22 protein-coding genes are annotated in these 25,049 nt (G+C 65.4%); 5 read left to right on the top strand and 17 right to left on the bottom strand.

All coding sequences use genetic code 11. The features are described 5' to 3' along the window. Positions 1 to 171: 171 nt before the first annotated feature. The 12 genes from ACPJXG_RS08175 to ACPJXG_RS08120 all read right to left on the bottom strand — a co-directional run bounded on the left by ACPJXG_RS08175 (position 172) and on the right by ACPJXG_RS08120 (position 12,990). Positions 172 to 1,362, bottom strand: a complete 1,191-nt coding sequence (locus ACPJXG_RS08175; protein WP_425253914.1) for a PA0069 family radical SAM protein — start codon at positions 1,360 to 1,362, stop codon at positions 172 to 174. Between the two features lie 80 nt (positions 1,363 to 1,442). Beyond that, positions 1,443 to 2,126: a tRNA-uridine aminocarboxypropyltransferase gene (locus ACPJXG_RS08170; protein WP_425253913.1), complete on the bottom strand. Its 684-nt coding sequence runs from the start codon at positions 2,124 to 2,126 to the stop codon at positions 1,443 to 1,445. A gap of 71 nt (positions 2,127 to 2,197) precedes the next feature. Beyond that, a complete protein-coding gene (locus ACPJXG_RS08165) occupies positions 2,198 to 3,961 on the bottom strand; it encodes a methyl-accepting chemotaxis protein (RefSeq protein ID WP_425253912.1) in 1,764 nt (587 codons plus the stop codon). A gap of 264 nt (positions 3,962 to 4,225) precedes the next feature. Continuing rightward, complete coding sequence (locus ACPJXG_RS08160; RefSeq protein ID WP_425253911.1) at positions 4,226 to 4,738, bottom strand: lipocalin family protein; 513 nt, start codon at positions 4,736 to 4,738, stop codon at positions 4,226 to 4,228. A 21-nt stretch (positions 4,739 to 4,759) separates the two neighbouring features. Continuing rightward, positions 4,760 to 5,560 (bottom strand): substrate-binding periplasmic protein, encoded by an 801-nt coding sequence (locus ACPJXG_RS08155; RefSeq protein ID WP_425253910.1) that lies wholly within the window; start codon positions 5,558 to 5,560, stop codon positions 4,760 to 4,762. A gap of 33 nt (positions 5,561 to 5,593) precedes the next feature. Further along, complete coding sequence (tssA, locus tag ACPJXG_RS08150; protein ID WP_425253909.1) at positions 5,594 to 6,625, bottom strand: type VI secretion system protein TssA; 1,032 nt, start codon at positions 6,623 to 6,625, stop codon at positions 5,594 to 5,596. Between the two features lie 20 nt (positions 6,626 to 6,645). Continuing rightward, on the bottom strand, positions 6,646 to 9,285 hold the full coding sequence (gene tssH / locus ACPJXG_RS08145) for a type VI secretion system ATPase TssH (protein ID WP_425253908.1): 2,640 nt from the start codon (positions 9,283 to 9,285) through the stop codon (positions 6,646 to 6,648). Continuing rightward, positions 9,282 to 9,755 carry a type VI secretion system baseplate subunit TssE gene (gene tssE / locus ACPJXG_RS08140; protein ID WP_035820620.1) on the bottom strand — a complete coding sequence of 158 codons (474 nt, stop codon included), beginning with the start codon at positions 9,753 to 9,755 and terminating at the stop codon, positions 9,282 to 9,284. The genes tssH and tssE overlap by 4 nt, the downstream gene beginning before the upstream one ends. Positions 9,756 to 9,822: 67 nt before the next feature. Further along, positions 9,823 to 10,314 carry an Hcp family type VI secretion system effector gene (locus ACPJXG_RS08135; protein WP_034750126.1) on the bottom strand — a complete coding sequence of 164 codons (492 nt, stop codon included), beginning with the start codon at positions 10,312 to 10,314 and terminating at the stop codon, positions 9,823 to 9,825. A 31-nt stretch (positions 10,315 to 10,345) separates the two neighbouring features. Then, on the bottom strand, positions 10,346 to 11,845 hold the full coding sequence (gene tssC, locus ACPJXG_RS08130) for a type VI secretion system contractile sheath large subunit (protein WP_035820623.1): 1,500 nt from the start codon (positions 11,843 to 11,845) through the stop codon (positions 10,346 to 10,348). 1 nt (position 11,846) lies between these two features. Beyond that, complete coding sequence (tssB, locus tag ACPJXG_RS08125) at positions 11,847 to 12,356, bottom strand: type VI secretion system contractile sheath small subunit (RefSeq protein WP_035820626.1); 510 nt, start codon at positions 12,354 to 12,356, stop codon at positions 11,847 to 11,849. Between the two features lie 37 nt (positions 12,357 to 12,393). After that, positions 12,394 to 12,990, bottom strand: a complete 597-nt coding sequence (locus tag ACPJXG_RS08120) for a hypothetical protein (protein WP_425253907.1) — start codon at positions 12,988 to 12,990, stop codon at positions 12,394 to 12,396. Positions 12,991 to 13,268: 278 nt separating this feature from the next. Between ACPJXG_RS08120 and tssJ the strand changes: the two genes are divergently transcribed. From tssJ to icmH, 3 genes are read left to right on the top strand one after another with little or no spacing between them, the layout of a single operon-like run. Next, entirely contained in the window at positions 13,269 to 13,865 is a 597-nt protein-coding gene (tssJ, locus tag ACPJXG_RS08115) for a type VI secretion system lipoprotein TssJ (RefSeq protein WP_425253906.1), read from the top strand. 37 nt (positions 13,866 to 13,902) lie between these two features. Continuing rightward, positions 13,903 to 15,273 (top strand): type VI secretion system baseplate subunit TssK, encoded by a 1,371-nt coding sequence (gene tssK, locus ACPJXG_RS08110; protein ID WP_425253905.1) that lies wholly within the window; start codon positions 13,903 to 13,905, stop codon positions 15,271 to 15,273. Then, entirely contained in the window at positions 15,270 to 16,055 is a 786-nt protein-coding gene (gene icmH / locus ACPJXG_RS08105) for a type IVB secretion system protein IcmH/DotU (protein ID WP_425253904.1), read from the top strand. The genes tssK and icmH overlap by 4 nt, the downstream gene beginning before the upstream one ends. Here the strand turns inward: icmH and ACPJXG_RS08100 are convergent, their stop codons facing one another. The 4 genes from ACPJXG_RS08100 to ACPJXG_RS08085 all read right to left on the bottom strand — a co-directional run bounded on the left by ACPJXG_RS08100 (position 16,056) and on the right by ACPJXG_RS08085 (position 22,688). Beyond that, positions 16,056 to 16,835 (bottom strand): OmpA family protein, encoded by a 780-nt coding sequence (locus ACPJXG_RS08100; protein WP_099400344.1) that lies wholly within the window; start codon positions 16,833 to 16,835, stop codon positions 16,056 to 16,058. A gap of 9 nt (positions 16,836 to 16,844) precedes the next feature. Further along, positions 16,845 to 17,825 carry a type VI secretion system-associated protein TagF gene (gene tagF, locus ACPJXG_RS08095; RefSeq protein WP_425253903.1) on the bottom strand — a complete coding sequence of 327 codons (981 nt, stop codon included), beginning with the start codon at positions 17,823 to 17,825 and terminating at the stop codon, positions 16,845 to 16,847. Then, entirely contained in the window at positions 17,822 to 21,631 is a 3,810-nt protein-coding gene (gene tssM, locus ACPJXG_RS08090) for a type VI secretion system membrane subunit TssM (RefSeq protein WP_425253902.1), read from the bottom strand. Before tssM ends, tagF begins: the two co-directional genes overlap by 4 nt. Positions 21,632 to 21,848: 217 nt before the next feature. Continuing rightward, complete coding sequence (locus ACPJXG_RS08085) at positions 21,849 to 22,688, bottom strand: M15 family metallopeptidase (protein WP_219307187.1); 840 nt, start codon at positions 22,686 to 22,688, stop codon at positions 21,849 to 21,851. Between the two features lie 139 nt (positions 22,689 to 22,827). Here ACPJXG_RS08085 and ACPJXG_RS08080 point away from each other — a divergent pair, with 139 nt between their 5' ends. After that, a complete protein-coding gene (locus ACPJXG_RS08080) occupies positions 22,828 to 23,511 on the top strand; it encodes a hypothetical protein (protein WP_425253901.1) in 684 nt (227 codons plus the stop codon). 5 nt (positions 23,512 to 23,516) lie between these two features. Here the strand turns inward: ACPJXG_RS08080 and ACPJXG_RS08075 are convergent, their stop codons facing one another. Then, entirely contained in the window at positions 23,517 to 24,308 is a 792-nt protein-coding gene (locus ACPJXG_RS08075) for an alpha/beta fold hydrolase (protein ID WP_425253900.1), read from the bottom strand. A 334-nt stretch (positions 24,309 to 24,642) separates the two neighbouring features. On the opposite strand from ACPJXG_RS08075, the gene ACPJXG_RS08070 reads away from it, so the two are divergent. Further along, entirely contained in the window at positions 24,643 to 25,026 is a 384-nt protein-coding gene (locus ACPJXG_RS08070) for a hypothetical protein (RefSeq protein WP_255206351.1), read from the top strand. Positions 25,027 to 25,049 lie beyond the last annotated feature (23 nt).

Here is a 25,049-nt window from a genome sequence, read left to right as displayed (position 1 = left end):
AGCCCATAATTGCAGCGCCTGCTGCGCCCTGCGCGGCGCGATTCATTGGCAAGGCGTGAATGGCACCTTTGCCATCTGCCACTGAGCACCGATTCCGCTCGCCAGATTCCCGCCTCCTGCCCTCTGCCGGAAGCGGGAACTGCATTGACCGCAGTCCGGTCACGCCATGCGCTAGAACAAATCCAGCTGTCCCGCATTCCCGCCTTTTGCCTTGTTTCCCAGCGGCGGCACCACCAGCGGCCGGCGGAACTGCGTGCAATCGAGCTGCTTGAAGCGGCCGCCCTTGCCGTGCAGCCCCAGCCGGTGCACGGCCTTTTCAAAACGCTGGCGGATGAGGTCGGCCCACACGCCTTCGCCCCGCATGCGCGCACCGAACGCGCTGTCGTAATCCTTGCCGCCACGCATTTCGCGCACCCGGTTCATCACGCGCTGGGCCCGTTCCGGGAAATGCGCTTCCAGCCATTGCTGGAACAGCGGGCTCACTTCCCACGGCAGGCGCAGCACCACGTAATGGGCGTGGATGGCGCCCGCATCGCGCACGGCTTCGAGCAGTTGCTCGATTTCCGGCTCCGTCACGAACGGGATGATGGGCGCGATGCTCACGCCCACGGGGATGCCCGCCTCCGTCAGGGTGCGGATGGTGCGCAGCCGCCGCGCCGGGGCGGCCGCGCGCGGTTCCAAGGTGCGCGCGATGGCCGGGTCGAGCGTGGTGACAGTCACGGCAACGGCTGCCAGGCGCTTGGCCGCCATGGGCGCCAGAATGTCGATGTCGCGCTCGATCAACGACGATTTCGTGATCAGCGCCACGGGATGGTCGCACTCGTGCAGCACTTCCAGCACGCGCCGCGTCAGCTGCCGTTCGCGTTCGCATGGCTGATACGCGTCGGTATTGACGCCCAGGGCGATCGGTTCGGGCACATACGACGGCCTGGCCAGTTCGCGCCGCAACAGTTCGGGAGCATTCACCTTGGCGTAGATGCGGCTTTCGAAGTCCAGGCCCGGCGACAGGCCCAGATAGCTGTGCGTGGGGCGGGCAAAGCAATAAATGCAGCCATGTTCGCAGCCGCGATATGGATTCAGCGAGACGTTGAATGGCAAATCGGGCGAAGCGTTGCGCGTCAGGATGTTGCGCGCCTGCTCGTCGCTGACCTGCGTCTTCCAGGCCGGCGCCGGCGCCTCACCATCTGCCGCATCCAGGCCGCCCACGCTCCAGCCATCATCGAAACCGGCGCGCGCGTGCACCTCGTAGCGCCCCTGCAGGTTCGAGACGGCACCGCGCCCCTTGTGCGCTTTCAGCGATTGCGGCGGCAACATGGCTTGCCCGGCGAAGCTGTCATCGTGCTCTGGAATGATTGCTTTCATGAACGGCCCCATCAACTGTATATACGTACAGTATACTATGCCGCTGTGCGGCCAATATCAAGGGCTGCCATGGTGCTATTTCAAGCTTTTTCCCCCTGCGGCATGACATAACTCAACTGCTGCGCGACAAAACCGTCAAATGCCGCGATCAGGGGAACGAAGCGGCACGCGTCCTGCTCCAACTGCATCAGGGCATAGCAGGTCGCTTCCAGGGTCGATAACTGGTCTGGCGCGTGCGCCTTGCGGATCAGGTAATGGGAAGCGGGCGTATCGCGCAGGGGCAGGCGCGGCAGCTGTTGCAACAGGGGATTCAGGTACAGCATCTTGCGGCTCTTGCGCCAGGTGGCGTCCAGCACCACCAGCCGCAATAAGGTGGGATCGAGCAAGATGGCGGGGTCGAGCGCTGGCGGCGGCGCGATGCCCAGCGAACGGTCGCCGGGCGTATCCGGGTATAGCAGCACGTTGTGCTTGCCGGCCAGCAGTCCGGCGAGCGTTTCGGGGGCAAACTGCTCGCCCGTCAGCATGCGGCTGTTGGGCAAGCTCAGGTGCAGCAAGCGGGCGCTGCCCTTGGCATTGTGGACTTCCAGCGGATGCTGCAAGATCAGCACGTCCACCGCGTGGGCAACGGGGGCGATCCAGCGGCAGATGCAGCTGGATGCGGCGCGCAGGCAGGCTGGGCAGCGCGCGCGTTTGGCGGATTCCGCCTGGGAGGTCGATGCAGCGGTAGAGCTAAGGGTAAGGCTGGAGGTACGGCGGGTGGTCATGGCGGAGCGCGTTCACGGCTGTCTTCAAGCCGCGATTGTAGCGCCCGCGCCATGCTAGGAGGAAACTGCGCTTAAAACTCTTCCCATTCGTCGGCGCCCGATGCCACCGGCGCCTTCGGCGCGCGGGCGCGCGTAGCGTCCGCTTGCGCCGCCTTGCCCGGCGTAGGCGCAGTCACGGCAGGCGCTGGCGCGCGTCGCTTGGCAGGCTGAATGGCGGGACGCATGGCAGCTCGCATCGCAGCTGGTGCAGGCGCCGTCACGGACGGGCCAGCACTGGCCGATACATATTGTTGCGTTGCATCGAGCTTGAACACGCCCACGACCTCGGCCAGCTTGGCGGCCTGTTCCTGCATGGATTCGGCCGCCGCGGCAGCCTCTTCCACCAGGGCCGCATTTTGCTGCGTCACCTGGTCCATCTGGCCAATGGCCTGGTTGACTTGCTCGATGCCGGCGCGCTGTTCATCGCTGGCGTCCGTGATCTGGTTCATGATCTGCGTCACGTGGCTGATGCTTTGCACGATTTCATCCATGGTGCGGCCAGCCTTGTCCACCAGTTGCGAACCGGCCTCGACCTTTTGCACGGAATCGTCGATCAAGCCCTTGATTTCTTTGGCCGCCGCGCTGGAGCGCTGCGCCAGGTTGCGCACTTCGGAGGCGACGACGGCAAAACCACGGCCCTGCTCGCCGGCCCTGGCCGCTTCCACGGCCGCGTTCAGAGCCAGGATATTCGTCTGGAAGGCGATGGCGTCGATGACGCTGATGATGTCGACGATCTTGCGCGAGGAATCGTTGATCGAACCCATGGTGCTGACCACTTCCGACACCACCACGCCACCCTTGCTGGCGATCTGCGAAGCGTCGATGGCCAGCTGGTTGGCGCTGCGCGCATTGTCGGCATTGAGTTTCACGGTGGAGGTCAGCTCTTCCATGGACGACGCCGTCTCTTCCAGCGAACTGGCCTGCTCTTCCGTGCGTGACGACAAGTCCAGGTTGCCGGCGGCGATTTCGCTCGACGCCGTGCTGATCGATTCGGTGCCGGCGCGCACCTGGCCCACGATACTGACCAGTTTATCGTTCATGTTTTTCAGCGCATGCATCAATTGCCCCGTCTCATCGCGGCTTTCCACGACGATATGGCTGGTCAGGTCGCCAGCGGAAACGGCTTCCGCCACCTCGACGGCGCGCGTGATGGGACGCGTGATCGAGCGCGTGATCCAGTACGCGCAGGCGATACCCAGCAAGATGGCCACCCCGCCCAGCGAGATCAGCAGCAAACGGCCGCTTTCGTAGCGCGAACGGATTTGCGCGGCCGTTTCATCGAGCAGTCTGGCTTCCAGCAGTTCCAGCTTCTTCAGCGACGCCAGGTAGATGTCGCGCTTGACGGCCATGTCGCCTTCATACAGGCGCTTGCCCAGTTCCAGGTCGCCCGCATTCTTGGCCTTGAACACATTCTTGCGCACTTCCGTGTAGGCCTTGCGCGTGCTCAATACTTCCTGGTACAGCGATTGCTCTTCGGCATTCAGCTCGCTCTTGCCGATATCGTTCTGGATTTCCGTGGCGCGTGCCGACGAAACCGCCATTTCCTTTTCAAACTGCTTCTGGTGTTCGGGATCGCCCACTTTCCAGGCGGCCGCCGTGCGCGCCGCGTTCACCTCGATGACCTTGGTCCATTCAGCGATCAGTCGTTCATTGCGCACCTTGACGTTGACGAGCGCATCGGTTTCCTTGCTGGCGCTTTGCATCTGCACGATGCCCACCACGGTCAGGCTGGTCAACAGGAGCAGGACGGCGGCAAAACCGCCACCGAGACGTACGCCGATTTTGAGGTTTTTCATTGCGTGATTCCTATCTGAAGAAAACGATGCACAGACGCCACGAAACCGACCTGCTGCTACGTATCAATATAGCAGGCATCTGCCGTGCGGCAATCACGAACGGTGGCGCGACGGACACGTCGCCACCGGAATGGCAGCGCGCCGCAGCGCACTACTTTGGAGCAGATTGTGAGTGAATCAGAATGGTATTGCAAGAAATAACATGCAGAAAAGCAACAATCGGAAGGTGAAATGCCGCCACGAACGGGCGGCAGGCAAGCAGTGTCAGTTTTGCTTCACGTAAATCAATTTTGATGTATCGAAACCCAGGCCAGCGGCTTTCCCGATCAGGCGCTGCTGCAAGGCCGTATCCATGGTTGGCGTGCGCGACAACAGCCAGAAGTAGGACTTGTCGGGACCGCTGATCATGGAATAGCTGTAATCTTGCTGGTCCAAATCAAAAACGATGTAGGAACCATAGAAAGGGCCGAAAAACGACACTTTCAGGTAGCCCACGTCTTTCTTGTCAACGAAATACGCCTTGCCCTCCGCGTCCTTCCAGACGGCGTCCGCATCCTTGTAGCCGCGGTTGAGCACTTTCAGGCCGCCATCCTGGCGCAGGCTGTAATCGGCCGTCACCTGACTCAGGCCGCGTTCGAACGAATGGTCGAGGCGCGCGATCTCATACCATTTCCCCAGATAGCGGGTCGTGTCGAAGTTGCTAACAGGCACAATATTCTCGGGACGGCCCACGCAGCCGGCCAGTACAAGCACACTCAGCAATAACAGTTTTTTCATGTTTTTCTCCATCCGGTTGTATCAGGGTTGCAGCGCGCGGTCAACGATGCGGCGGATCGCGCCACTGTGCTGCATGCGCACGATGGCGGCATTGAATTGTTCGATAAAGTCATCGCGATAAGGATAGGCGGCAAGCTGGCGCGCCGTAAAACCCAGGTGGCCCTGCTGGCTGGCCAGCTGCGCCATTTCCTGTATCGCCTGCATCGGTGTGCCAGGCGCCCCCTCGCGCCGGATGCGCTGCAATTCCCACTGCGCCGACAGGCGGTCGCTGACATAGCAATCGATGCGCCCGCGCATCAGCTTGAGCAGATTCGTGCGCGTGCCCTTGGCAGGGTCGAGCACGATTTTTTCCGCGCGCAAGGATGCCATCAAACCCGCGTCGCCTGGCAGGAAACCCGCATTCACGCCGATGTGCAGGCCGCCGTAATCGGCGGGCCACTGCCGCAGCGCGCGTTTGGCCAGCACGTCCTGGTTGCACAGCACCACCAGCTGTTCCATCAGCAGCGGCACGGAATAGCGCACGTACGGCCGCTCGCTGCGCCACGAATACGGCGGATACAGGGCGAAGGCATCGCCCGTCTGCAGCATCAGCAAACCCCGCTTCCAGGGCACGGGACGCAGCTGCACCGCATACTGCGGCATCGATTGCATCGCTTCGCGCACGATCTCCGTGTAAATGCCTTTCATCTGGCCGTTTTCAACATAGGAGTACGGCGGATAATCGTCGTCGCCATAAATCACCAGCGGCGTTACGCCTTCGGCCTGCGCGCTGGCAGCGATGAACAGGCATAGCGCGGCAGGCAAGATGAGCATTCTGAACATGCCCGAAGAGTAGCATGGAAGGGGCCAAGGCCATCATCCGCTTGCACTGTTCGTGCCCAGCATTTCGTCGAGCTGCGCCAGGGTGCTGGCGTCCTTCACGACGGCGCGCAACCACAGATGCAGCGGCAGCTCGCCCCAGCTGGCCGCCTTGTCCGCCAGGTAGGCGACGGGGCTGTGCGGCTCCGTGCGGCGGAAGAAATCGGCCACCTGGCGCAGCTGGGCCAGCGCCTGCTGGCGCTGCACGATGGCGCCCCCGCTGCCGCCGGCGCCCTGGCCAGCGGCGGCCGGCGCGCCGGCAAAGTCGGCGCCAGGCGACAGCGGCGCGATGAAGTGGATGGCGTTTTCCAGCACTTCGCGCGCGGCGCGAAAACTCGGGCCGTCGGCGCCAAAACGCGCATCGACGCTGCGCTCGAACGCCAGCAGCGACTGCATGCAGTACTGCGCATCGGCCAGCAGGCCGTCGGAATAGGCGCGCGTATTCCTTTGCCGCGCCGCCTCCATCTGCGCCAGGGTCGTGCCCTCTTCGTGACGCGCATCGCCCCAGCCCTGATCCGCCGCGCCCTGCGCCAGGCTGGCGGTCGCGCGCTGGCGCGCCGCATCGAAATCCTGCAGCGAATACAGGCCGTCGGTGCCTTCGGTCAGCGGGATCTCGCGCAGCAGCTGCGGCGTGCGCGACAGCAGCCAGAAGACATTGCCGATGCGCTGTTCCTGGTCGCCCTCTTCCGCCGGCGGGTACAGGCCATCCCAGTAACGTTCGCACAGGCCAGCCAGCAGCGCGTAGCCATCGCCCAGGCCACGGAAGTGGCGCGTTTTCGCGTGCGCCTCGGCCAGCCACACGGCCACGCGCAAATCCTTGCTGCGCGTGGCGATCAGCTGTTCGCAGCGCGTCGCCACGAACGGCCAGTCGGCTTCCTTCAGCGCCGTCACCCATTCGCCCTGGTCCAGGCTGGGATCATCGTGCTGGCGCGCGCGCGCGATGGCGTCGAGCTCCTGACTGAAAGTGAGGTCTTCGCCGCAGGGACTGACGGCGCTGACGGGGTGCAGCAACTGCTCCAGATTGAACATGGCGCTCTCCGGAAGGTGGATTATCGGATCGTGTACTTGAACTGCCCTTGCTTGCTGGCGCTGACGCGTATCGACGCCACCGGCTCGCCTGCGGCCATGCGCGCCAGCACCGCTTCGGCGATCGCCGGCAGCAGGCTGCCGTTGAGGATCTGGTCGACATTGCGCGCGCCCGAATCGACCTCGGTGCAGCGCGCCAGCACGGCGTCGACCAGGCCCGCGTCATGGCTGAACTGCGCCTGGTGGTTACGCGCGATGCGCGCGCCTATCCGCGCCAGCTTCAGCGCGATGATCTCGGCCAGCACCGCGTCGTTGAGCGGATAGAAAGGCAGCACCTTCAGGCGCCCCAGCAGGGCCGGCTTGAAGTGCGCCACCAGTTGCGGGCGCACCAGTTCTTCCAGCGCGGCCGGCGTGGGCAAGTCCTGCGCCGCCCGGTTCAGGCAGGCGGCCATCATCGCGCCGGACCCCAGGTTCGAGGTGGCGATGATGATGGTGTTGCGAAAATCGACTTCGCGCCCTTCCGCATCATCGAGCACGCCCTTGTCGAAGACCTGGAAGAACAGCTCCAGCACGTCGGGGTGGGCTTTTTCCGCTTCATCGAGCAGCACCACGCTGTAGGGCTGGCGCCGCACGGCTTCCGTCAGCACGCCGCCTTCGCCGTAGCCGACATAGCCGGGCGGCGAGCCTTTCAGGCCGGCCACGCTGTGCGCCTCCTGGTACTCGCTCATGTTGATGGTAATGAGCTTGCGCTCGCCGCCATACAGCAGGTCGGCCAGCGCCAGCGCCGTTTCCGTCTTGCCCGTGCCGGACGGCCCCGTGAACAGGAACACGGCTTGCGGCTTGTTCGGGTCGTCCAGGCTGGCGCGCGCCGTGCGCACGCGCTGCGCCACCGCCTCGATGACGTGCTCCTGTCCCAGCACCCGTTCGCGCAGCGCCCCATCGAGGGTCAGCACCGTGCGGATTTCATCCTTGAGCATTTTCCCCAGCGGGATGCCGGTCCAGCCGGCGACGATGCCGGCCACCACCTGCGCATCGACTTCCAGTGGCGACAGCGGCGCTTCTCCCTGCAGGGCCGCCAGTTCTTCCTTCAGCGCCAGCAGGCGCGCCGCGCCGATCTCGCCCGGCCGCTCGCCGCGCAGCTGCGCGCGCAAGTCACCGATCTGCGCCACCAGCGCCTTTTCGCGCTCCCAGCGCTGCGCCAGCGCCGCGACCGCCGCCTGCTCTTCCTCATGCTCGCGCCGCAGCTGCGCCAGACGCGCGGCGCCGGCTTTGTCGGGCACGTCGCCATCGGCCGCCTCGCGGGCCAGCGCGGCGATTTCCGCGCCGATGCGTTCCTGGCGCCGGTGCGCGTTTTCCAGCTGCGCCGGCGTGGCGCGCTGGCCCAGCGCCACCTTGGCGCACGCCGTATCGAGCACGCTGATGGCCTTGTCGGGCAGCTGGCGCCCGCTGATGTAGCGGTGCGACAGGCGCACGGCATCGACGATGGCGGCGTCGCGCACGCGGATGCCGAAATGGCGCTCCATCAACGGCGCCATGGCGCGCAGCATGGCGCAGGCGATGTCTTCGCTCGGCTCTTCCACCTTCACCACCTGGAAGCGCCGCGCCAGCGCCGCATCCTTTTCAAAATACTTTTTGTACTCGCTCCAGGTGGTGGCGGCAATGGTGCGCAGGGCGCCGCGCGCCAGCGCCGGTTTCAGCAGATTGGCCGCGTCGTTCTGCCCCGCCTGGCCACCGGCACCGATCATCGTGTGCGCCTCGTCGATGAAGAGGATGATCGGGTGCGGGCTTTTCGTCACCTCGTCGATGACGTTTTTCAGACGGCTTTCGAATTCGCCTTTTACGCTGGCGCCGGCTTGCAGCAAGCCCATGTCGAGCGCGTGGATGTGCGCGCCCTGCAGCACCTCGGGCACGTCGCCGGCGGCGATGCGCAAGGCCAGGCCTTCCACCACAGCCGTCTTGCCCACGCCCGCCTCGCCCGTGAGTATCGGATTGTTCTGGCGCCGGCGCAGCAGGATATCGACGGCCTGGCGTATCTCCGCCTCGCGGCCGATCACGGGATCGAGCTTGCCATCGCGCGCCAGCTGCGTCAGGTCGGTGGTGAACTGGTCCAGCGCCGGGGTTTTGCTGGCCAGGACAGTCACCGGGTCGTCCGCTGTGGAGGCAAGCCGCGGCACTGCCGCGCTTTCCTCTTCGGAGCCGGCCGTGAGCTTGTCCGGATGGTGCTTCAATTGCTCCACGCTGAAGCGCGCGAACAGCTTCGAGCCGCGGTACGCAAGCTGCGCCAGTTCCGGCTCCGTCAGCAGCGCCAATAACAGGTGGCGGCTGCGGATGGGTCCCGGCTGCGCCGTGTCCAGCGAGGCGATCAGCCAGGCATGTTCGAACAGCAGCGGCAAATGGGGAGAGAAGACGGGCGTGCGCGCGCTGCCCGTGCGGAAGCCGCCGATCTCGCGCCGCAGGTCCGCCTCCAGCGCCGTCAGGCTGATTTCACTGCGGCGCGCGATGGTGACGAAATCGCTGCGTTCCCGCTCCAGCAGCGCCAGGAACAGGTGTTCGATATCGACTTCGTACTGGCCCAGTCCCACGCAGATGGCGGCGGCGCGGGTGGCGGCCGTGCGCGCCGTGTCATTCAGTTTGGCGATCAGGGTTTTCAGGTTATTGCTCATGCGGCGGCTCCCTTGCGGTTGATCGAATAACGCAGCGACGACGGCTGCAGCACGGCGTCGAAATTGACCGTCTCCCCGCCGGATCTCACGGCCAGCGTGCCGCTGATGACAAAACCCACGCGGTTGATGGCGCCCGCTTCGCGCTCCAGGCGGGCGCGCACATTGCGCAATCGCGGTTCATGGCGTTCGATGGCGGCCTTCAGCGCGGCGCAGATGCGGGCGCGGTCATCGCTGCTGGACAAACACATGCCGGCAAAATCGATCAGGCCATAGTTGACGATGGAGGCCGCGCATTCCGGATAGGCGTCGAGCGCGCCGGGCGGCAGGGCCACGCGCGTGTTGAGCAGCTCTTCCAGGTCGCGCGCCACCGCATCCTTCAATTGTTCCAGCGACAGGCGCACGGCCACGCCGCCCGCCGCACCGCCATCGCCCATCAGGCGGTCGAACAGGCCAGGTACATAACTGTCCATGCGCTCTCCTGAAAAGTCGGCGCGGCGCGCGCAGGAGGATGTCCGCCGCGCGCCGCGCAAGGATGGATCAGGCCACGCGGTTCGCGGCCAGGTCCCAGCCGCCCGAGGTATTGCCGCCGGCGCCGCCCGTCACTTTTTGCTGCGTGTATTTCCACTTCACTTTCGAGAACTTGAAGCCGACGTGTTCACCGAGGATGTCGCCCTCTTCCACGTTCGGCGTGACGGCGCCGATCAAGACATTTTCTATTTCGATTTCAAAGTACTTGACGCGCTCGCCCTGGCCGTCAGCGCGCATGAATTCGAAGCGCGCCTTGGGGATGGTCTTGCCGGCCGAGCAGGTCTGCAGCAGCACCGGCGAGGCCAGGTCGGCCAGCTTGGAGATGACGATGTCCTTGTGCTCGCAGCGTTCCGCCGTGTGGCCGCCGCCCGTCGAAGCGGTGGCGGACTTCGGCTGCTCGACGCTCCAGCTGACCGATTTGCACTCGATCCAGTCCTTGTGCTTGTCGTCGGTGGACTCGCCCTTGATGCCGTCTATCTGCAGATATACATCGATTGCCATGGTGTGCTCCTGTGGTTGAAGGATGGGTAAATCAGGAATTGGTCGACTTCGGCAACTCCGCGACCAGTCGGAGCGAAACGGATAATTCATCGAGCTGGAAGTGCGGCCGCAGGAACGACACGGCGCGGTACACGCCGGGCCGGCCCGGCACTTCATGCACCTGCACGGACGCCTCGCGCAGGGGGAACTGCGCCTTCTGCTCCTGGCTGGCGTTATCGTCGAGCAGCACGTACTGCATCAGCCAGCGGTTCAAAAAATCTTCCACGTTGGAGGCGGCGGCAAAGCTGCCGATCTTGTCGCGCATCATGGCCTTCATGTAATGGGCGATGCGCGAAACGGCGAAGATGTACTGCAGCTGCGACGACAGTACCGCGTTCGCGTTGGCCGCGTCGCTGTTGTACTTGCGGCTTTTCTGCGCCGACTGGGCGCCGAAAAACGCCGCATACGCCGTGTTCTTGCAGTGCACCAGCGAGATGAAGCCCAGGTCCGACAATTCCTTTTCGCGGCGGTCGGTGATCGCCACTTCGGCCGGGCATTTCAGGGCCACGTCGCCCTCGTCCGTCTTGAAGGTGTGGGTCGGCAGGTCGTCCACCAGACCGCCGCCCTCCACGCCACGGATGGCGGCGCACCAGCCGTAGTCGGCAAAGGCGCGCGTCAGCTTGCAGCCGAACGCATACGCGGCGTTACACCACAGGTATTTGTGATGGTCGCTGCCGTCGACGTCCTCGACAAAATTGAAACCTTCGACCGTGGTGCCGTCGACGGGATTGAAGGGCAACCGGCCCAGGAAACGGGGCAAGGTCAGGCCGACGTAGCGCGCATCCTCGGATTCGCGGAAGGCTTTCCATTTCGCGTACTCGATGGTGTCGAACACCTTGGCCAGGTCGCGCGGCTTGCCCAGGTCGCCGTAGCTTTCCAGGCCAAACAGTTCCGGCGCGGCCGAAGCGATGAACGGCGCGTGCGCGGCGGCGGCGATGTGCGACATCTGCTCGACGAAATACATGTCTTCCGGCTGGCGCGAGATGGCGAAGTCGCCCAGCAGCGCGGCGAATGGCGCGCCGCCGAAGGTGCCGAATTCCTCTTCATACACTTTCTTGAACATGCTGCTCTGGTCGAACTCCAGCGCGGCCTGGAAATCCTTCACCAGTTCGCGCTTGGTGGCGTTGAACATGCGGATCTGCAGGCGCGTGCCCGTATCGGAGTTGCCGACCAGGTAGCGCAACCCCGTCCAGCTTTGTTCGAGCTGCTGGAATGGCGCCGCGTGCATGATTTCGCTGAGCTGGGCCGAGATCAGGCGGTCGATTTCCGCCACGCGCCCGTCCAGCGTCGCCGACAGGCTGGTCGACATCAGCACCGTGCCGTCGAGCACCTGCGCCACCAGTTCCGAGATCAGATCGCGTGCGCGCGCATGTTCGGCGCCGGACTTGGCGACGCGGCTTTGCTCGACGATCTGATCGAGCAAGTCGGTGGTAGCCGGCGCGTCGGGCGTGGATACCGCAAGGGCTTCTGGGGCTTCTGCCTGGGCGCTCATCTCAATCCTCCTGCGCTGGGAACTGCGGTTTCAGGGTGGCCAGGCTGTCCGTGTTGTTCAGCACTTCCGTCAGCAAGTCTTCCAGCTTGTCGTTGCCGGCCAGCTTGTTGCGCAGGTCGGCCAGCTTGGTGCGCGCCTCAAGCAGCTTGCGCAAGGGATCGACCTGGCGCACCACCGATTCCGGGCGGAAGTCGTCCATCGAGCGGAAGTGCAGGTCGACGGCGAACGTGCCGCCCGCCTCGCTGAGGCGGTTCGGCACGGCGAAACGGGCCACCGGCTCCACGCCGGCCAGCACTTCGTCGAAATTGTCGCGGTCGATGGCGACGAACTTGCGGTCTTTCAGGCGCTTTTTTTCGCTGTCCGGATTGCCGCCGAAGTCGCCCAGCACGCCGACCACGAAGGGCAGCTCCTTGTTTTCAATCGCGTCGCCAATCTCGACGTCGTAGGTCATTTGCACGCGCGGCGCGCGTATCTTTTGCAGGCGTTTTTGCACGCTGTCGGACTTGGGCATGGCGCTTCCTTTGCAAGGGGATGGTGGGGATGCTCGCTTATTTCAGGCCGCTGAACGGGTCGGCCGCACTGGCTGGCGCTGCCGCGCCCTTCGCCGCCGGCGTGCCGGAGCTGGCGCTGGCGGCGCGCTTGCCGGCCGCCGGCGGGCGCCTGGCCGGCGGCACCAGCACCTCTTCGCCGATGCTCGCGCGCAGCAGCTTGGCCAGGTCCTGCGCTTCCGAGCGCAGCGAGCCATTCAGATTGTTTTGCCGCGACAGGTCGGCCAGCGCCTTGCCGGACAGGCGCAAGCCGCTGACGGCGACGATGCTGTTGGCGACCTTGTCGTCCGGGTCGCGCTCCAGCGCTTCAAGCGCATGGCCGATGGCCTCGCCGTACTGGGCGCGGTCGAACTTCATCTGCGCCATTTGCAGCCACGGCGCCTTGTCGGCCGGGTAGCTGGCACCGCCGCCCTTAAGCAGGGTCATGGCGCGTTCGTACTGGCCGGCGCGCGCGGCCGCATCGGCCTCGCTCATCACTTGCGCCAGGGTCGGCGCGGCAGGTTTCTTGGGTGCCGACTGGTCCGGCGTGGCGCAGGCGGACAGCAGCAAGGCGCTGGCGAGGCAGGCAATACGGGGCAATATCGTGGCTGGCTTCATCGGGGCATTCCTTCACGTGGAGGACGCTACCGCTGGGAAAGATGGGCGGCGCCTTGGTGGAGGCCATTATTGATCGCCAATTTTTTTGCCAAATTGAGATTAATCAGCAAAGAAGAAGTTCCACATCACAGCCGCGTACAGCGACATCAAACCTGATCTGGCGCAGTATTTATCTTGATCGCAGGCGGACTTTGTGCCAACGCAAGCAGGCCGCCCATGCATGCGATTAAATGACAGCAACACTTTTATTTCCATCCTTCACCTTGCAAAGATCGCCCATGCCTCCTGACGCCCCGCTCCGCCGCCTGGTCCGCGCCACCGCGCCACTGCTGCTGGTGCTGCAGCCGCTGCTGCTGGCCGGCTGTGCGGGCGGCGCCATCGGCACCCTCGCCAACGCGGCGCTGCAGATGGCCGGCGTGGCCAAGCCGCCGCCGGAACTGCCCGACGCGCAAAAGCCGCCGCGCAACGTCAGCATCCGCCTGCATGCGGCGCAGCGCCTCAACACGGATGCGGACGGACGGCCGCTGGCGCTGGTGGCGCGCATCTACAAGCTGCGCCAGAATGCCGCCTTCGAACAGGCGCCCTACGACAGCTTTCTCGATGCGCAACGCGAAAAGGCCGCGCTGGGCGCCGACCTGATGGAAGTGAAGGAAGTGCTGCTGGTGCCGGGCCAGCGCTACGAGGTCCAGGAGAAGGTCAGCAAGGAAGCGTATTTCATCGGCGTCGTGGCCCTGTTCCGCGCGCCGGCGGCGCAGCGCTGGCGCGCCACCTTTGCCGCCGCCGACGCGGAGCGCGGCGGCATCACGGTCGGCCTGCACGCCTGCGCGCTGAGCGTCAGCGGCATGGCCGCGCTGTCGGCCCCGCGCTGCCAGTAGCACACACAAACACGCCACACATATAAGGAGAAACGAGATGGGCATGGCAGCGAAAGTCTTGTGGGGAGAGGGCCTGTTCCTGCGGCCGCAGCATTTCCAGCGCCAGGATCAATATCACGAAGCGCGCCTGCATCACACGGCCAGCGCGCTGCATCCCTATCTGTGGGGCGTGGCGCACATGGAATGGGACCTGGCGGCGCTGAAGACGGGCAGCTTGCGCCTGCACGCCCTGTCGGCGATCTTCCGCGATGGCGAAGTGTTCGAGGCGCTGGGCGACGGCGCACCGGGCAGCGATACCCTGCCCCCGCCGGTGGACCTGGAAGCGCTGCCGCCGGCGGTGCAGGAAGTGACGTATTACGCGGCGCTGCCCATCCTCAACCGCGAAGGCATGAATTACACGGCGCAGGCGACAACGGCAGGCACGCCGGCGGCCACGCGCTTTGCGCACGCCATGCGCGCCACGCCCGACCTGTTCACGGAGTCCGCCGTGGCCGACGTGGCTTACCTGAAGAAGACCGTGCGCCTGATTCCCGACAGCGAGGCGCGCGGCTCCTACGACTGCCTGCCGCTGATCGCTCTGCGGCGCACGGTGTCGGGCGGCTTCGAGCCCGTGCCCTCGTTCATGGCGCCCAGCCTGGCGATCGCCGGCGCGCCGCGCCTGCAGGGCGTGCTGGAACACCTGCTCGACGCGCTGCAGGCGAAAGTGAGCGCGCTGCACGGCCACCACCGCGAGCCGAGCCGCAACGTGATCGAGTTCCGCTCGGGCGACGTGTCGTCTTTCTGGCTGCTGCACACGGTCAGCACGGCCGCCGCCGCGCTGATGCACTATGTGCGCCATCCTGCCCTGCATCCGGAGCGCCTGTACGAAGCGCTGCTGGGCCTGGCGGGCGGCCTGCTCAGCTACTCCAAGCATTACACCCTGGCCAGCCTGCCCGCCTACGACCACGCGCAGCCAGGCGCCTGCTTCGACGCCATCGATGCCATCATCCGCGAACTGCTCGACACCGTCATCTCGTCGAAATACTTTTCCATCGCCCTGCTCGAAGACAAGCCGTCGTACTACCTGGGCAAGCTCGATTCGGGCAAGATCGACCAGCACACCACCTTGTACCTGGCCATTCGCGCCGCCATGCCCGCCATCGAACTGGTCGACGTGGTGCCGCTGCGCGTGAAAGTGGGCGCGCCCGACGACGTGGAAAAATGCGTGCTCACGGCCATGCCCGGCCTGAAGCTGTCGCATGCGCCGCAAGTGCCGGCCGCCATTCCCGTGCGCCCCGACACCTATTATTTTGCGATTGAAAACCGCGGCGTGCTGTATGAACAGATGCTCAAGGCGCAGTCGATTTCCGTCTACGTGCCGGCCGGCATACGCGACCTGCAGCTGGAACTGATCGCGGTGACGGCATGAGCCAGCTCATCGAACGGCGCGCGGCGCCCTCCCTGCTGGGACAACGCGGTTCCGCTCCCGCAGGCAGCGGCCAGCATGCCGGCAGCGCCCTGCTGGACCTGATGCACGAAGGCTTTTATATGCTGTTCATGCTGAAGCACGGCTCGGCGCCCGGCGACGAGCAAAGCTTCATGGACCGCATCACAACCTTCCTCGACGACTTCGAACGCGAAGCGAAAAAGATCCGCGCCGATGGCGACGATATCGAGGCGGCCAAGTATGCGTTCTGCGCGGCCGTCGATGAAATCATCCTGGCCTCGCCTTTCACGCTGCGCAAGCAGTGGGAGCGGCGCCCGCTGCAGTTGCTGATCTTTGGCGACCAGCTGGCCGGTGAACACTTTTTCGATCGCCTCGACGCCTTGCGCGGCAAGGGCGCCATGCGCGTGCAGGCGCTGCAGGTCTTCCACATGTGTTTATTGCTGGGATTTCAGGGCAAGTATGCGATCGACGGCGGCGAAAAACTCAGCTACCTGACGGCGCGCCTGGGCGACGAGATCGCCCACATCAAGGGCAAGAGCCGCGGCTTCGCGCCACGCGCGGAACGCCCCGACCAGGTGGTCAACAAACGCGGCAGCGACGTGCCGCTGTGGGCCTTGTCGAGCTTTTTCGCCCTGCTGGCCATCTGCGCCTACCTGGGCCTGAAAACGCATCTGACGCGCGGCACGCAAACGACCCTGGCCGCGTATGCGGACCTGGTCAAGCTGGCGCCGCGCCCGGCGCACCTGACCATCACACTACCCTGATCACTGTGCGATCCTGAACTCGATGCGCCGGTTTCTGGCCCGGCCATCGGCCGTGGCGTTGCTGGCCACAGGGCGGTCCGGTCCCTGGCCCGACACCAGCACCGAATCGGCCGCGACGCCCTTGCTGGCCAGGTAGGCGCGCACGGCTTCGGCGCGCGCCTGGCTCAGGGCCACATTGCTGGCGCGCAGGCCCGTGTCGTCCGTGTGGCCGATCACCTCCACCTTGCGGCCCCGCAGCCGGAGCATGGCGGCCGCCATCTCGTCGAGAATGGCCAGGCCGGCCGGCGTGATGGAAACCTTGCCGCTGTCGAATTCGATGATGCGTTTATCCAGCGCCGCATCGAGTAAGCCCTGCTCGGCCTCGGCCGCCCTGACCCGCAAGCCATTGTTGACGACATACGTGGGATTGAGGCTGGTGGCGATGTCGCTGGCGATCTGCTGGCGCTGCGCCTCGTTCGCCACTTCGCCGCGCACGCTGACGTTGTTGCCGTCGATGCTGATCTGCCCCCGTGAAATGAGCTTCAGGTTCGGCGCGATCAGCTTGTGCACGTAGCCGTTCCAGTTGGCCGGCACGGCCACGTTGCCGATGGCGATCTGGTCGACCACGCGCTCGGCGCCATACAGTTCGCGCAGGCGGGCCAGCACGGCCGCCTTGCCCGCCTCGTCGGCCAGGGTACCCGTGACGAGGATCTGCCCCGGCATCGGCGTCTGGGGCGCTTGCGCCTGGGCGTGGCAGGCAGTGGCCACAGCGAATAGCAACAGGAAAATAGGTGACTTCATCGCAATCCTTCAGACAAAGGTATCGGCAAACATGGCGCAGGCCGAGCGCAGCGACAGCTGCTCCTGCTGCAGGCAGGCGGAAAACCGGCGCAGCGCCGCATCGTGTCCCAGCTGCTCCTCGACCCAGTCCAGCTGGTCGAAGACGATCAGCCGTTCGCTGCCGGCCTGCGGATCGATCAGCGCGCGCAAGCCATGCGGGTCGGCGCCGCAAAAACCGATCACCAGCACGGGCGCCTCGTCGAGGTGGGAAAAGAACAGCGCCAGTTCGAAATCGGCCTGGCGCAGGAAAGGCGCGATCAGATGCAGCCAGAAGCTGGCCACCAGCTCGCGCAGCTGCGCGTCCTGCGGCAGCGGCAGCACCAGGCTTTTTTCCAGACGCGGCAAGCCGCTCTGGCGCACCGGCTGCAGCAGCAGGCCCAGGCCCAGCAGCAATTCGCGCACCGTCACCGGGAAGGCGGGCGAAGCGAGCAGCGTTTGCAGGCCATGCACGGTCTGCGCCTGCAAAAAGGCGGCCAGCCGCGCCGCGTGATCCGGTGCGACCGGTTCGACTTCGACCACGTTACCGGCCAGCGCCAGCAACGCCGGCCCAGGTTCGGCGCTGGCCACGATGCCGTGCGACAGCTGTTCCACGCGCTGCCACAGCGGCGCGAGCGCCAGCGGGCTGCAGGCGACAAAGGCTTCGGCGTCATCGACTTCCAGCGCGCCCATGGCCATGAAGGGAAAGCGCCGCAGCGACTGGTCGTTGCTCGCTTCCAGGCGCCCGGCGATGGCGCGCCGGCTGCGCGTGCCGACAAAGGCAAAGCGCAGCGGCGGCAAGGCGTCGTAATTGAGCTTCCAGCGCGGTTCCACCGTCAGGGCCGTCATCACCTGCGCCAGCCAGTCGTCGAGCAGCTGCACCAGCGCGTGATTGTCGCAAGCCTTGATGAAATCGCCGCGCGCGGGGATCTTGCCAAAGTAACCGAGGCGCACCTGCTGTTGCGCGCGCATCATGGCGCCACTCCGGTCGCCGCAACTGCAGCGACGACTGGCACAGGCGCGCCCGGCATGCCGACGATGGTCTCGGGCAGCTGCATGCCGCGAAAACCCTGCTCCTGCAGCGCCGTGGCGGATCCCGCGCCCGAAGTTTCGGCGCTGCTGGTGATTTTCAGGTCGACCGCCACGGCCACCTCGCCGCGCGCCCAGCGCAGTTCGAACACGCCGCCCTCCTTGCGCTTCTTGCTCGCCGCGTCGATCATGCGCTTCAAGCCGAATTGCCCCGGCTCGTTGAACAGTTCCACCGTGCGCCCGTCGAAGGTGACGGCCGTGATGCGCGCGCCCTGGGCGCCCGCCGCGCCCTGCGGCCCCGGATGCACCATGTTCGTCCATTGCGCCGGCGTATTGCGGTAGCGTAGCTGCTGGCCGTCGATCTCCACCGTGTATTCCAGCGTGCCGGGCGCGGGCGACGGCTGGATCTGGAAGACGGTTTGCGCCGCCGTCGAGGTGGCCGCCACGCCGCCCGCGCCCAGCGGCGCGATCCAGCCGGGGAAACGCGCCACCACCTGCGGCGCCAGGCTGATGCCCATGTCGGCCCAGGTGCGCGGCGCCAGCACGTCGCCGCGCCGCACCACCAATGGCCCCATCGACGTCGTGACGAATTTCGCCACCAGTCCTTCCGGGCCGAAGAACTGGCCGATTTCCAGGTTGCTCGCCTCGATGCGCGCCGTGGGCGCGAACGGATATTTGTTGGCCAGCGATTTCTGGAACGGTTCATACACCTGCGCCGCCCAGGTCTTGTTGATATCGAGTTCGGCCGGCGCGACGATGACGGCAAAGGTCTGCATCAGCGGGCGCACGAGGATGGGGCGTATCGCCTGCTTTTGCGCGTCGCTCATCCCCGTGAGCACCTGCTCGTCGACCAGTTTCAGGGCGTCGGCCAGCTCCGAACCGCTGCCCTCCAGGGTCTGCTGCATGAACTGGCGCGCGCCCGGTCCCGCGTCGCCCTGGTTCTTCAACTGGTTCAAACGGCTGCGCAGTTTCGACAGCGCTTCCAGATAGGCGCGCATCAGCGAGGCATTGTTGTCCCTGGCCGCCACCAGCTTGCCCACGCCGGCAAATTCGCGTCCCACGGGGCCCATGGGCTTGTCCAGGCGGGCCGGGTCGAGCTGCGCATTGACGCCGGGATTGGCCGTCAGCTGCGACGGCGCGCGGCGCAGCACGGTTTCCTTGAACCAGGCGATGAGGCCCCGTTCCGCCTTGCGCAATTGGGCGTTCTGCAGCGCCGGGTTGTCCCACGAGGTTTCCTCATAAATCGTCGTCAGCAGCTTGGCGATCGGCGACGACTGCGGGTCGCCCAGGCGGTTCATCGCCTGCACGGCGCCGTCAAAGCCTTTCAGGTCGGCGACGGCGACGCCCTGCACGAATTTCTGCCACTCGCGCGCATAGTCGGCCTTGTACATGGCCACCAGGTTTTTCTCGATCTGCTCCGGACTGCCCTCCAGGGTCAGGTCGTCGGTCGAGGCGCTTTTCAGCACCCAGTCGGCGCTTTGCAGCTCGCGGTTGGCGGCGTCGCGAAACGCGCCCTCGACGAACTTTTCCCAGGCCTGGCGCGTAAAGGCGCCCGAGACGGCGTAACTGCCCGCCAGCAGCGCCTGATCCTGCTCGCCGACGATGCGCGCCACCGTCATGCCGGGAAAACGCGTCGAGGCGCGCGCCTTGACGTCGGCATACACGCGCTCGCGCGCCGGCATGCCGCGCACCACGCGGCGCAGGTTCTCGCGCGCCTGGTCGACCAGCGCCAGCTTCTGCTCGATGCGCGGCCAGGACGGGTCGCCGATCTGTGCCAGGTAAAACGTCAGCAGCCGTTCGGCGCTGCGTATCATCTGTTCGCGCGGCATGGCGCCCCGGTTGCCCTCCAGCCAGGCGCGCCAGAAACGCGTCAGCTGGTCGTTCAGGTGACTGCTTTCCGCATGCGATTTATCGGCCAGCATCAGATAGGTTTTCAGCGCGTTGTATGCGTCTTCCACATTCGTCGCGCTGGCCGACTGGTACTGGACATTGCGTGGCGCAGAGGATGCGGCGGCTGGCGTCTGCGGCGTGCGCGCCGTGGGCTGCAGCTGGTCGGCGCTGGCGTTCATCTCGAACAGCAAGGCTTCCAGCGCGCCCGCCACGGGGGTCAGCATGACCTGGCGCGCGCCGGCGAAATATTCCTCGCGCAGCTTGCGTTCAAGCAGCTCTCCCTGGTACAGGCCCAGGCGCAATGACCAGGGCCGCCGCGTGCGGTACGCTTCCAGCTGCTCGATGCGGTCCTGCAATATTTCAAGCGCTTCCAGGCGCGACTGCAAGTCCAGGCGCCGCTCCTGCAGTTTCACCACTTTATTCAAGTCGGCCTCGACGTTGGCAACCAGTTGCCGGTTGCCCAGGTAGGACCAGCTCCAGCCGCCCAGGCAGGCGCCCAGCGACACGGTGGCGGCAAAGAACACGGCATATTTGAAGCGCAGCCTGGCGCGGTTGGCATAGTTGGCCACCAGGTGCTTGTCGGCAAAAATCACCTTGCGGAACAGCTCCAGCAGGAAATAGCCATGCTGGCGCGCGCCTGTGGGCAGCACGGCCGGGGCCGGCGCGAAAGCCAGGTCGAAACGGCGCGCCACCTGCTGCGAGGAGGCGCTGACGGGCTCGCCTTCCTGCAGCGCGCTGGTAAAGTAAAAGCCGCGGAACACGGGCTGGAACTGGAACGGATTTTCCTCGAACAGGGTGGCAATAAAAGCGCGCAGGGCCGGCTTGATGGCGGCAAACTCCAGCGGAAAGGTGAACACGCCCGGCGCCATCGTCTTGCGTTGCCGGTGCGCCATATTGGCCAGGCTCAGCTCCGTCAAGCCATCGTGCAATTCATCGAAACTCTGGTCGAAAAACGCCAGCAAATCGGCCGTCGGCAGCTTGCGCTGGTAGGGCATGGTGGCGCCCCAGACGCGCTCACGCTCGCTGCGTTCGGCATCGGCGAAAAACTCCGTGAAGCCGGCGATCAGGTCCGCCTTGGTAAACACGATGTACAGGGGCGCGAACACTTCCAGGCGCTCGATGACGTCCTGCACGCGCTTGCGCAGGCTGCGCGCCAGTTGCATGCCGACATCAGGATCGCCGCCCAATTCGGCTATGCTGACGGCGATGAGGATGCCGTTGACGGGCGCCTTGCGCCGGTATTTTTTCAGCAGGTCGAGAAAGCCGAACCACTCGCCGCGGTGCTCGTCGACGACGCAATAGCGCCCTGCCGTGTCGAGCACGATGCCGTCCGTGGTGAAAAACCAGTCGCAGTTGCGCGTGCCGCCCACGCCTTGCACGACCTTGCCGTCGGCGAAAGGGAATTGCAGGCCCGAATGCAGGATGGCGCTGCTCTTGCCGGCAGCCGGATTGCCGATGATCATGTACCACGGCAGTTCGTACAGGGCGGCGGCGCCCGACTTGAGGCCCAGCTTGGATGTCTTGATGGTCTCGATGGCGGCCAGCATGCCCGTGCGCACGGCGCCAAGTTCGCCCTGCTGGGTGCCGCTGGCCGTGGACGCCGAGGCCGCTTGCGCGGCGGCGATCTCGGCCTCGTTGAGGATGGCCTGGCCCAGCGCCTGCGCATCGCGCCGCGCGCGGCGCCGGCGCCACAGCCACAGGCCCAGCCAGGTAAGAAATACCAGCAGCAGCAAGGCCAGCGCCCAGATCAGCGCCACTTCGAGCACCTCGGCGCCCAGGTACAGGGACACGGCCAGCGCCACGAAACCAAGGATGGTCAGATTGCGGCTGTCGGTGAGGAAATGCCAGATTCTTCGCAGCATGATGAGCCCAGGGTGAGGTCGCAAAGCAGGAGGAACGCCGCCGCGCAGCGAGGCGGAGTCGGCCCATGCTGACAGCAATGCGGCACGCCTTTGTTGACATATGACAAGTACCAGGCGCCAGCGCACGGCAAGCGCCGGTGTGCCCTTGACGCTGCGCAAGCAAGCTTGCAGCGGTGAAAATCTAGCCGCCGCGCGGCGCTAGAATGGCTGGCGCGGCTTACTTGCCCAGCACGCGCGGTTGCGGCAATTCCGTGTGGCCAAAATCCATCATGGTCCAGCGTCCGCCCCAGCGCAGGCCCACCGATTCGGCCGTCACGCCATATAAACGGTAACCGCGCATGGCCCAGGCATTTTTTTCAGAAATGATGAGCTTTCCTTCATGCATGAATGCGCAATCGGCCGCCAGGCCATACTGGTGATAGCTTTGAAACGCCTTCGCGTTCGTCACGTTCGGGCCAGCCGCCGCCAGTTGATCCTGGCGCGCGGGGCTGCGATAGCCTTCCAGCAAGACCATGTCATAACCATGCACGTCTTTCATGATCTTGAAGACCAGCAGCAAACGCTGCGCGAAATCGTGGTCGAGCAATTGCCAGTTGCGGCTGGCGCCGCCCAACAGCGGACGCAGCTGCGTTACTTCCGCCGTGGAAAACAGCAGCGGCGGCAGGGTTGGCGGCGGCACCAGCTGCTCGCCTTTCAGCAGGTCGCTGACCTGGTCGTTGATGACGTGTTGCTGATCGGCATAGCCGCGCAGGGCGATGCGGTCGCTGGACAGCCAGGCCAGCAGCGGCGGCACGATCACCAGCACGCTGCCTGCCAGGCTCAGCCAACGGTGCCGCCACAGCAGCTGCCAGGCGCGCGCCATGCCCGAGCCCGTGTGCCGCTGCACCCGCTGCCACTGCGCGCCGCTGCCGCCCTTCAGGTGCTGCGCGCGCCGCTGCATGCGCCAGCCCAGGTTGACGAGCGTGTGCAGCACGGTGGCGCGGCCGCCGGGAAACAACAGCAGCCAGCAGGCAAAACAGGCGAGCAGGAAATACATCAGGACCAGGGCGACGAACATGGGGCGCTCCGTGACGGAAATCGGCGGGACCGGGCAATCCATTGCTCGGTGGTATCGCTAGATCGTAGGCGTGCGCGGCCCGCATGAGCGCGGTTTACATCAAGGTCAGTCGAATTTGATCCACTACGGAGGTGATATTTTGTCTTTACTGAAAACCGGGGATGGCCAGGCGCGCGGTCCCGACCTGTTGAGCAAGGCCGGCGCGGCTGGCGCGCGCATCGAAGGCAAGGGCATCCTGTCGCAGCTCGAACACGGCGTCGCCGCGCCTGCGGCCATGCCAGCGCTGCGCTGGCGCCCCGCCTGGCGGCACTGGGCCGCTGGCGCGCTGTGCCTGACGGTGCTGATCACGGCCGTGCTCGCCTACGATACGGACGTCATCCTCCTGCCGCCGGCACCCGCCACGGCCATGGTTCCGCCCATCATGCCAGCGCCAGCCGTGCCGCAACAGACGGCGCAGGCGGCGCAGGCGGCGCAGGCGGCCACCATCGTCAATACGGCGGCACCGCCCTTGCCCGAGGTGGCCGCCGCGAGCGCGCCGCGCAAGACGCCGCCGCCCGCGCGCCAGACGGCCGCGCGGCCACAAGGGACAAGGCCGGCTGCCGCGCCCGGCGACAGCGACGTCACCCTGCTGACGGCGATGGTGGCGCATGCGCACCGGCAAGAAGGCACGGCGGCACCCGCGCGCGACGTGGTGCTGCGCAGGCAGGAAGAAGAAACGGCGGAACTCTTGCAGCGCTGCAAGCAGCTGGGCCTGATCGAAGGCATGCTGTGCCGCTCGCGCATCTGCTCGGGCCGCTGGGACAGCGATCCCGCCTGCCATTGAGGAACTCATGTGTGTCTCGGATGCGCGGCCGCGTCCATGCGGCCTTGCAAAAAGCCTTCCATCAGCGCCAGCAATGCCTGCGGCTGCTCCTGGTGCGGCGTATGGCCGCATTGCTCGACCATGGCAGGCACGGCGTTGAGCGCCTGCGCCACGATGGTGTCGACCTGGGCCGCGCTGCCGTACTGGTCCTCGCTGCCCTGCAGCACCAGCGCCGGGCATTCGACGGAGGGCAGCAGATACTCGATGTTCCAGAACTGGAAGCCATAGCTGAGCCACGTGTCCGACCAGGCCTTGAAGATGGATTCCGTCTTGTCGCCATGGTATTTCGCCAGCGCGCGCAGCTTGCCCGCGCCAAACGCCGCGTCCGCCACGCGGATGCCATCGAGCGTGATGTCTTCGACAAACACGTGCGCCGCTTCGGTGATGATGCCGCGCAAGCGCGGCGGCTGCTGCGCCGCATAGATCAGTGCGATGCTGCCGCCGTCGGAGTGGCCGACGAGAAAATGATCCTGTCCCGGCAGCAGTGCCGCCAGCACTTGCGGCAGCTCGCACAGCGCGTAGTCGTGCAAATAATGGAGCTGGCGGCGCGCCGCCAGCGGCGACGACTGCCCATAGCCGTGGCGGTCATACAGCAAGCCGCGGCACCCCGTCGCCTGGCATAGCTGCGCGGGAAAATCTTTCCACATCGCACAGCAGCCGAGTCCCTCGTGCAGGAATACCAGACAGGGCTTGGCGGGGTCGCCCTCGATCAATTCGTAATAGATATCGGTTTCGGCACTCAGGTTCAGTATCGGCATGGGCTAGGCTCGCAACGGGTTGCGTATCGGCAGGTGGCTGGGCCTATTGTGCCATTGTCCTGCCCGGCCTGCGTGGCGCCCCGTAAAAATAGCCTGCTGGAAAAGATATTGCCGCCTGTCTGCAAAGTGTTTGCGCCAGCACAAGCGAGCGCCGCTTTTCCGGCCGCCCGCCACGCTTTCGCCTCCTGTGTACGCCTAGAATGAATTACTCCAACAGCATGGAGCAGGCGGCTACCTTATCAGCCAGGACGTGACACTGGCCGTCACGGCAATACAGATAGGGCGTCTTGCCGCACGACGACAGGCGCGGCGTCCAAACTATCAGGAGTACATCATGGAAATGAAAGTAGAACACCGCACCGGCAGCAACCTGGCCCCGGAAACCACCGACCTGCCAATGGAGCAGGACGGCCAAGCCGCGAAAGGCGCGGCCGCACAGGACTTGAACCTGAGCGCCGCCGCCTTCACCACCTACTACACGTGGACTGCCAATGGCGTCAATCCTTCGGTCAACTTCGCCAATGCCAACGTGCACGCCAATTCGCGCGTCTTCGTCAACATCAGCGAGTATGCCGCGACACCGCAAGACCGTTTCATCGGCGCCGCCCGCATGGCCGTGTACAACATCGCGCCCTATAACGGCGGCTTCCGCGCCTGGGTGGATATTTCCTGGGGCAGTCCGCTCAAGGTGCGTTTCGACGTGTTTGTCGATCCCTGATCCGGGAAACACCGCGCACGTCG

The sequence above is a fragment of the Janthinobacterium sp. NFX145 genome, assembly GCF_049810325.1.
Classification (GTDB): domain Bacteria; phylum Pseudomonadota; class Gammaproteobacteria; order Burkholderiales; family Burkholderiaceae_D; genus Janthinobacterium; species Janthinobacterium rivuli.
This window is presented reverse-complemented; position numbering and strand designations above follow the sequence as displayed.

Bases quoted from the DNA above. Each gene is read 5' to 3' on its own strand.
- ACPJXG_RS08175 (WP_425253914.1), bottom strand. From the start codon at position 1,362: ATGAAAGCAATCATTCCAGAGCACGATGACAGCTTCGCCGGGCAAGCC.
- ACPJXG_RS08170 (WP_425253913.1), bottom strand. From the start codon at position 2,126: ATGACCACCCGCCGTACCTCCAGCCTTACCCTTAGCTCTACCGCTGCA.
- ACPJXG_RS08165 (WP_425253912.1), bottom strand. From the start codon at position 3,961: ATGAAAAACCTCAAAATCGGCGTACGTCTCGGTGGCGGTTTTGCCGCC.
- ACPJXG_RS08160 (WP_425253911.1), bottom strand. From the start codon at position 4,738: ATGAAAAAACTGTTATTGCTGAGTGTGCTTGTACTGGCCGGCTGCGTG.
- ACPJXG_RS08155 (WP_425253910.1), bottom strand. From the start codon at position 5,560: ATGTTCAGAATGCTCATCTTGCCTGCCGCGCTATGCCTGTTCATCGCT.
- tssA (WP_425253909.1), bottom strand. From the start codon at position 6,625: ATGTTCAATCTGGAGCAGTTGCTGCACCCCGTCAGCGCCGTCAGTCCC.
- tssH (WP_425253908.1), bottom strand. From the start codon at position 9,285: ATGAGCAATAACCTGAAAACCCTGATCGCCAAACTGAATGACACGGCG.
- tssE (WP_035820620.1), bottom strand. From the start codon at position 9,755: ATGGACAGTTATGTACCTGGCCTGTTCGACCGCCTGATGGGCGATGGC.
- ACPJXG_RS08135 (WP_034750126.1), bottom strand. From the start codon at position 10,314: ATGGCAATCGATGTATATCTGCAGATAGACGGCATCAAGGGCGAGTCC.
- tssC (WP_035820623.1), bottom strand. From the start codon at position 11,845: ATGAGCGCCCAGGCAGAAGCCCCAGAAGCCCTTGCGGTATCCACGCCC.
- tssB (WP_035820626.1), bottom strand. From the start codon at position 12,356: ATGCCCAAGTCCGACAGCGTGCAAAAACGCCTGCAAAAGATACGCGCG.
- ACPJXG_RS08120 (WP_425253907.1), bottom strand. From the start codon at position 12,990: ATGAAGCCAGCCACGATATTGCCCCGTATTGCCTGCCTCGCCAGCGCC.
- tssJ (WP_425253906.1), top strand. From the start codon at position 13,269: ATGCCTCCTGACGCCCCGCTCCGCCGCCTGGTCCGCGCCACCGCGCCA.
- tssK (WP_425253905.1), top strand. From the start codon at position 13,903: ATGGGCATGGCAGCGAAAGTCTTGTGGGGAGAGGGCCTGTTCCTGCGG.
- icmH (WP_425253904.1), top strand. From the start codon at position 15,270: ATGAGCCAGCTCATCGAACGGCGCGCGGCGCCCTCCCTGCTGGGACAA.
- ACPJXG_RS08100 (WP_099400344.1), bottom strand. From the start codon at position 16,835: ATGAAGTCACCTATTTTCCTGTTGCTATTCGCTGTGGCCACTGCCTGC.
- tagF (WP_425253903.1), bottom strand. From the start codon at position 17,825: ATGATGCGCGCGCAACAGCAGGTGCGCCTCGGTTACTTTGGCAAGATC.
- tssM (WP_425253902.1), bottom strand. From the start codon at position 21,631: ATGCTGCGAAGAATCTGGCATTTCCTCACCGACAGCCGCAATCTGACC.
- ACPJXG_RS08085 (WP_219307187.1), bottom strand. From the start codon at position 22,688: ATGTTCGTCGCCCTGGTCCTGATGTATTTCCTGCTCGCCTGTTTTGCC.
- ACPJXG_RS08075 (WP_425253900.1), bottom strand. From the start codon at position 24,308: ATGCCGATACTGAACCTGAGTGCCGAAACCGATATCTATTACGAATTG.
- ACPJXG_RS08070 (WP_255206351.1), top strand. From the start codon at position 24,643: ATGGAAATGAAAGTAGAACACCGCACCGGCAGCAACCTGGCCCCGGAA.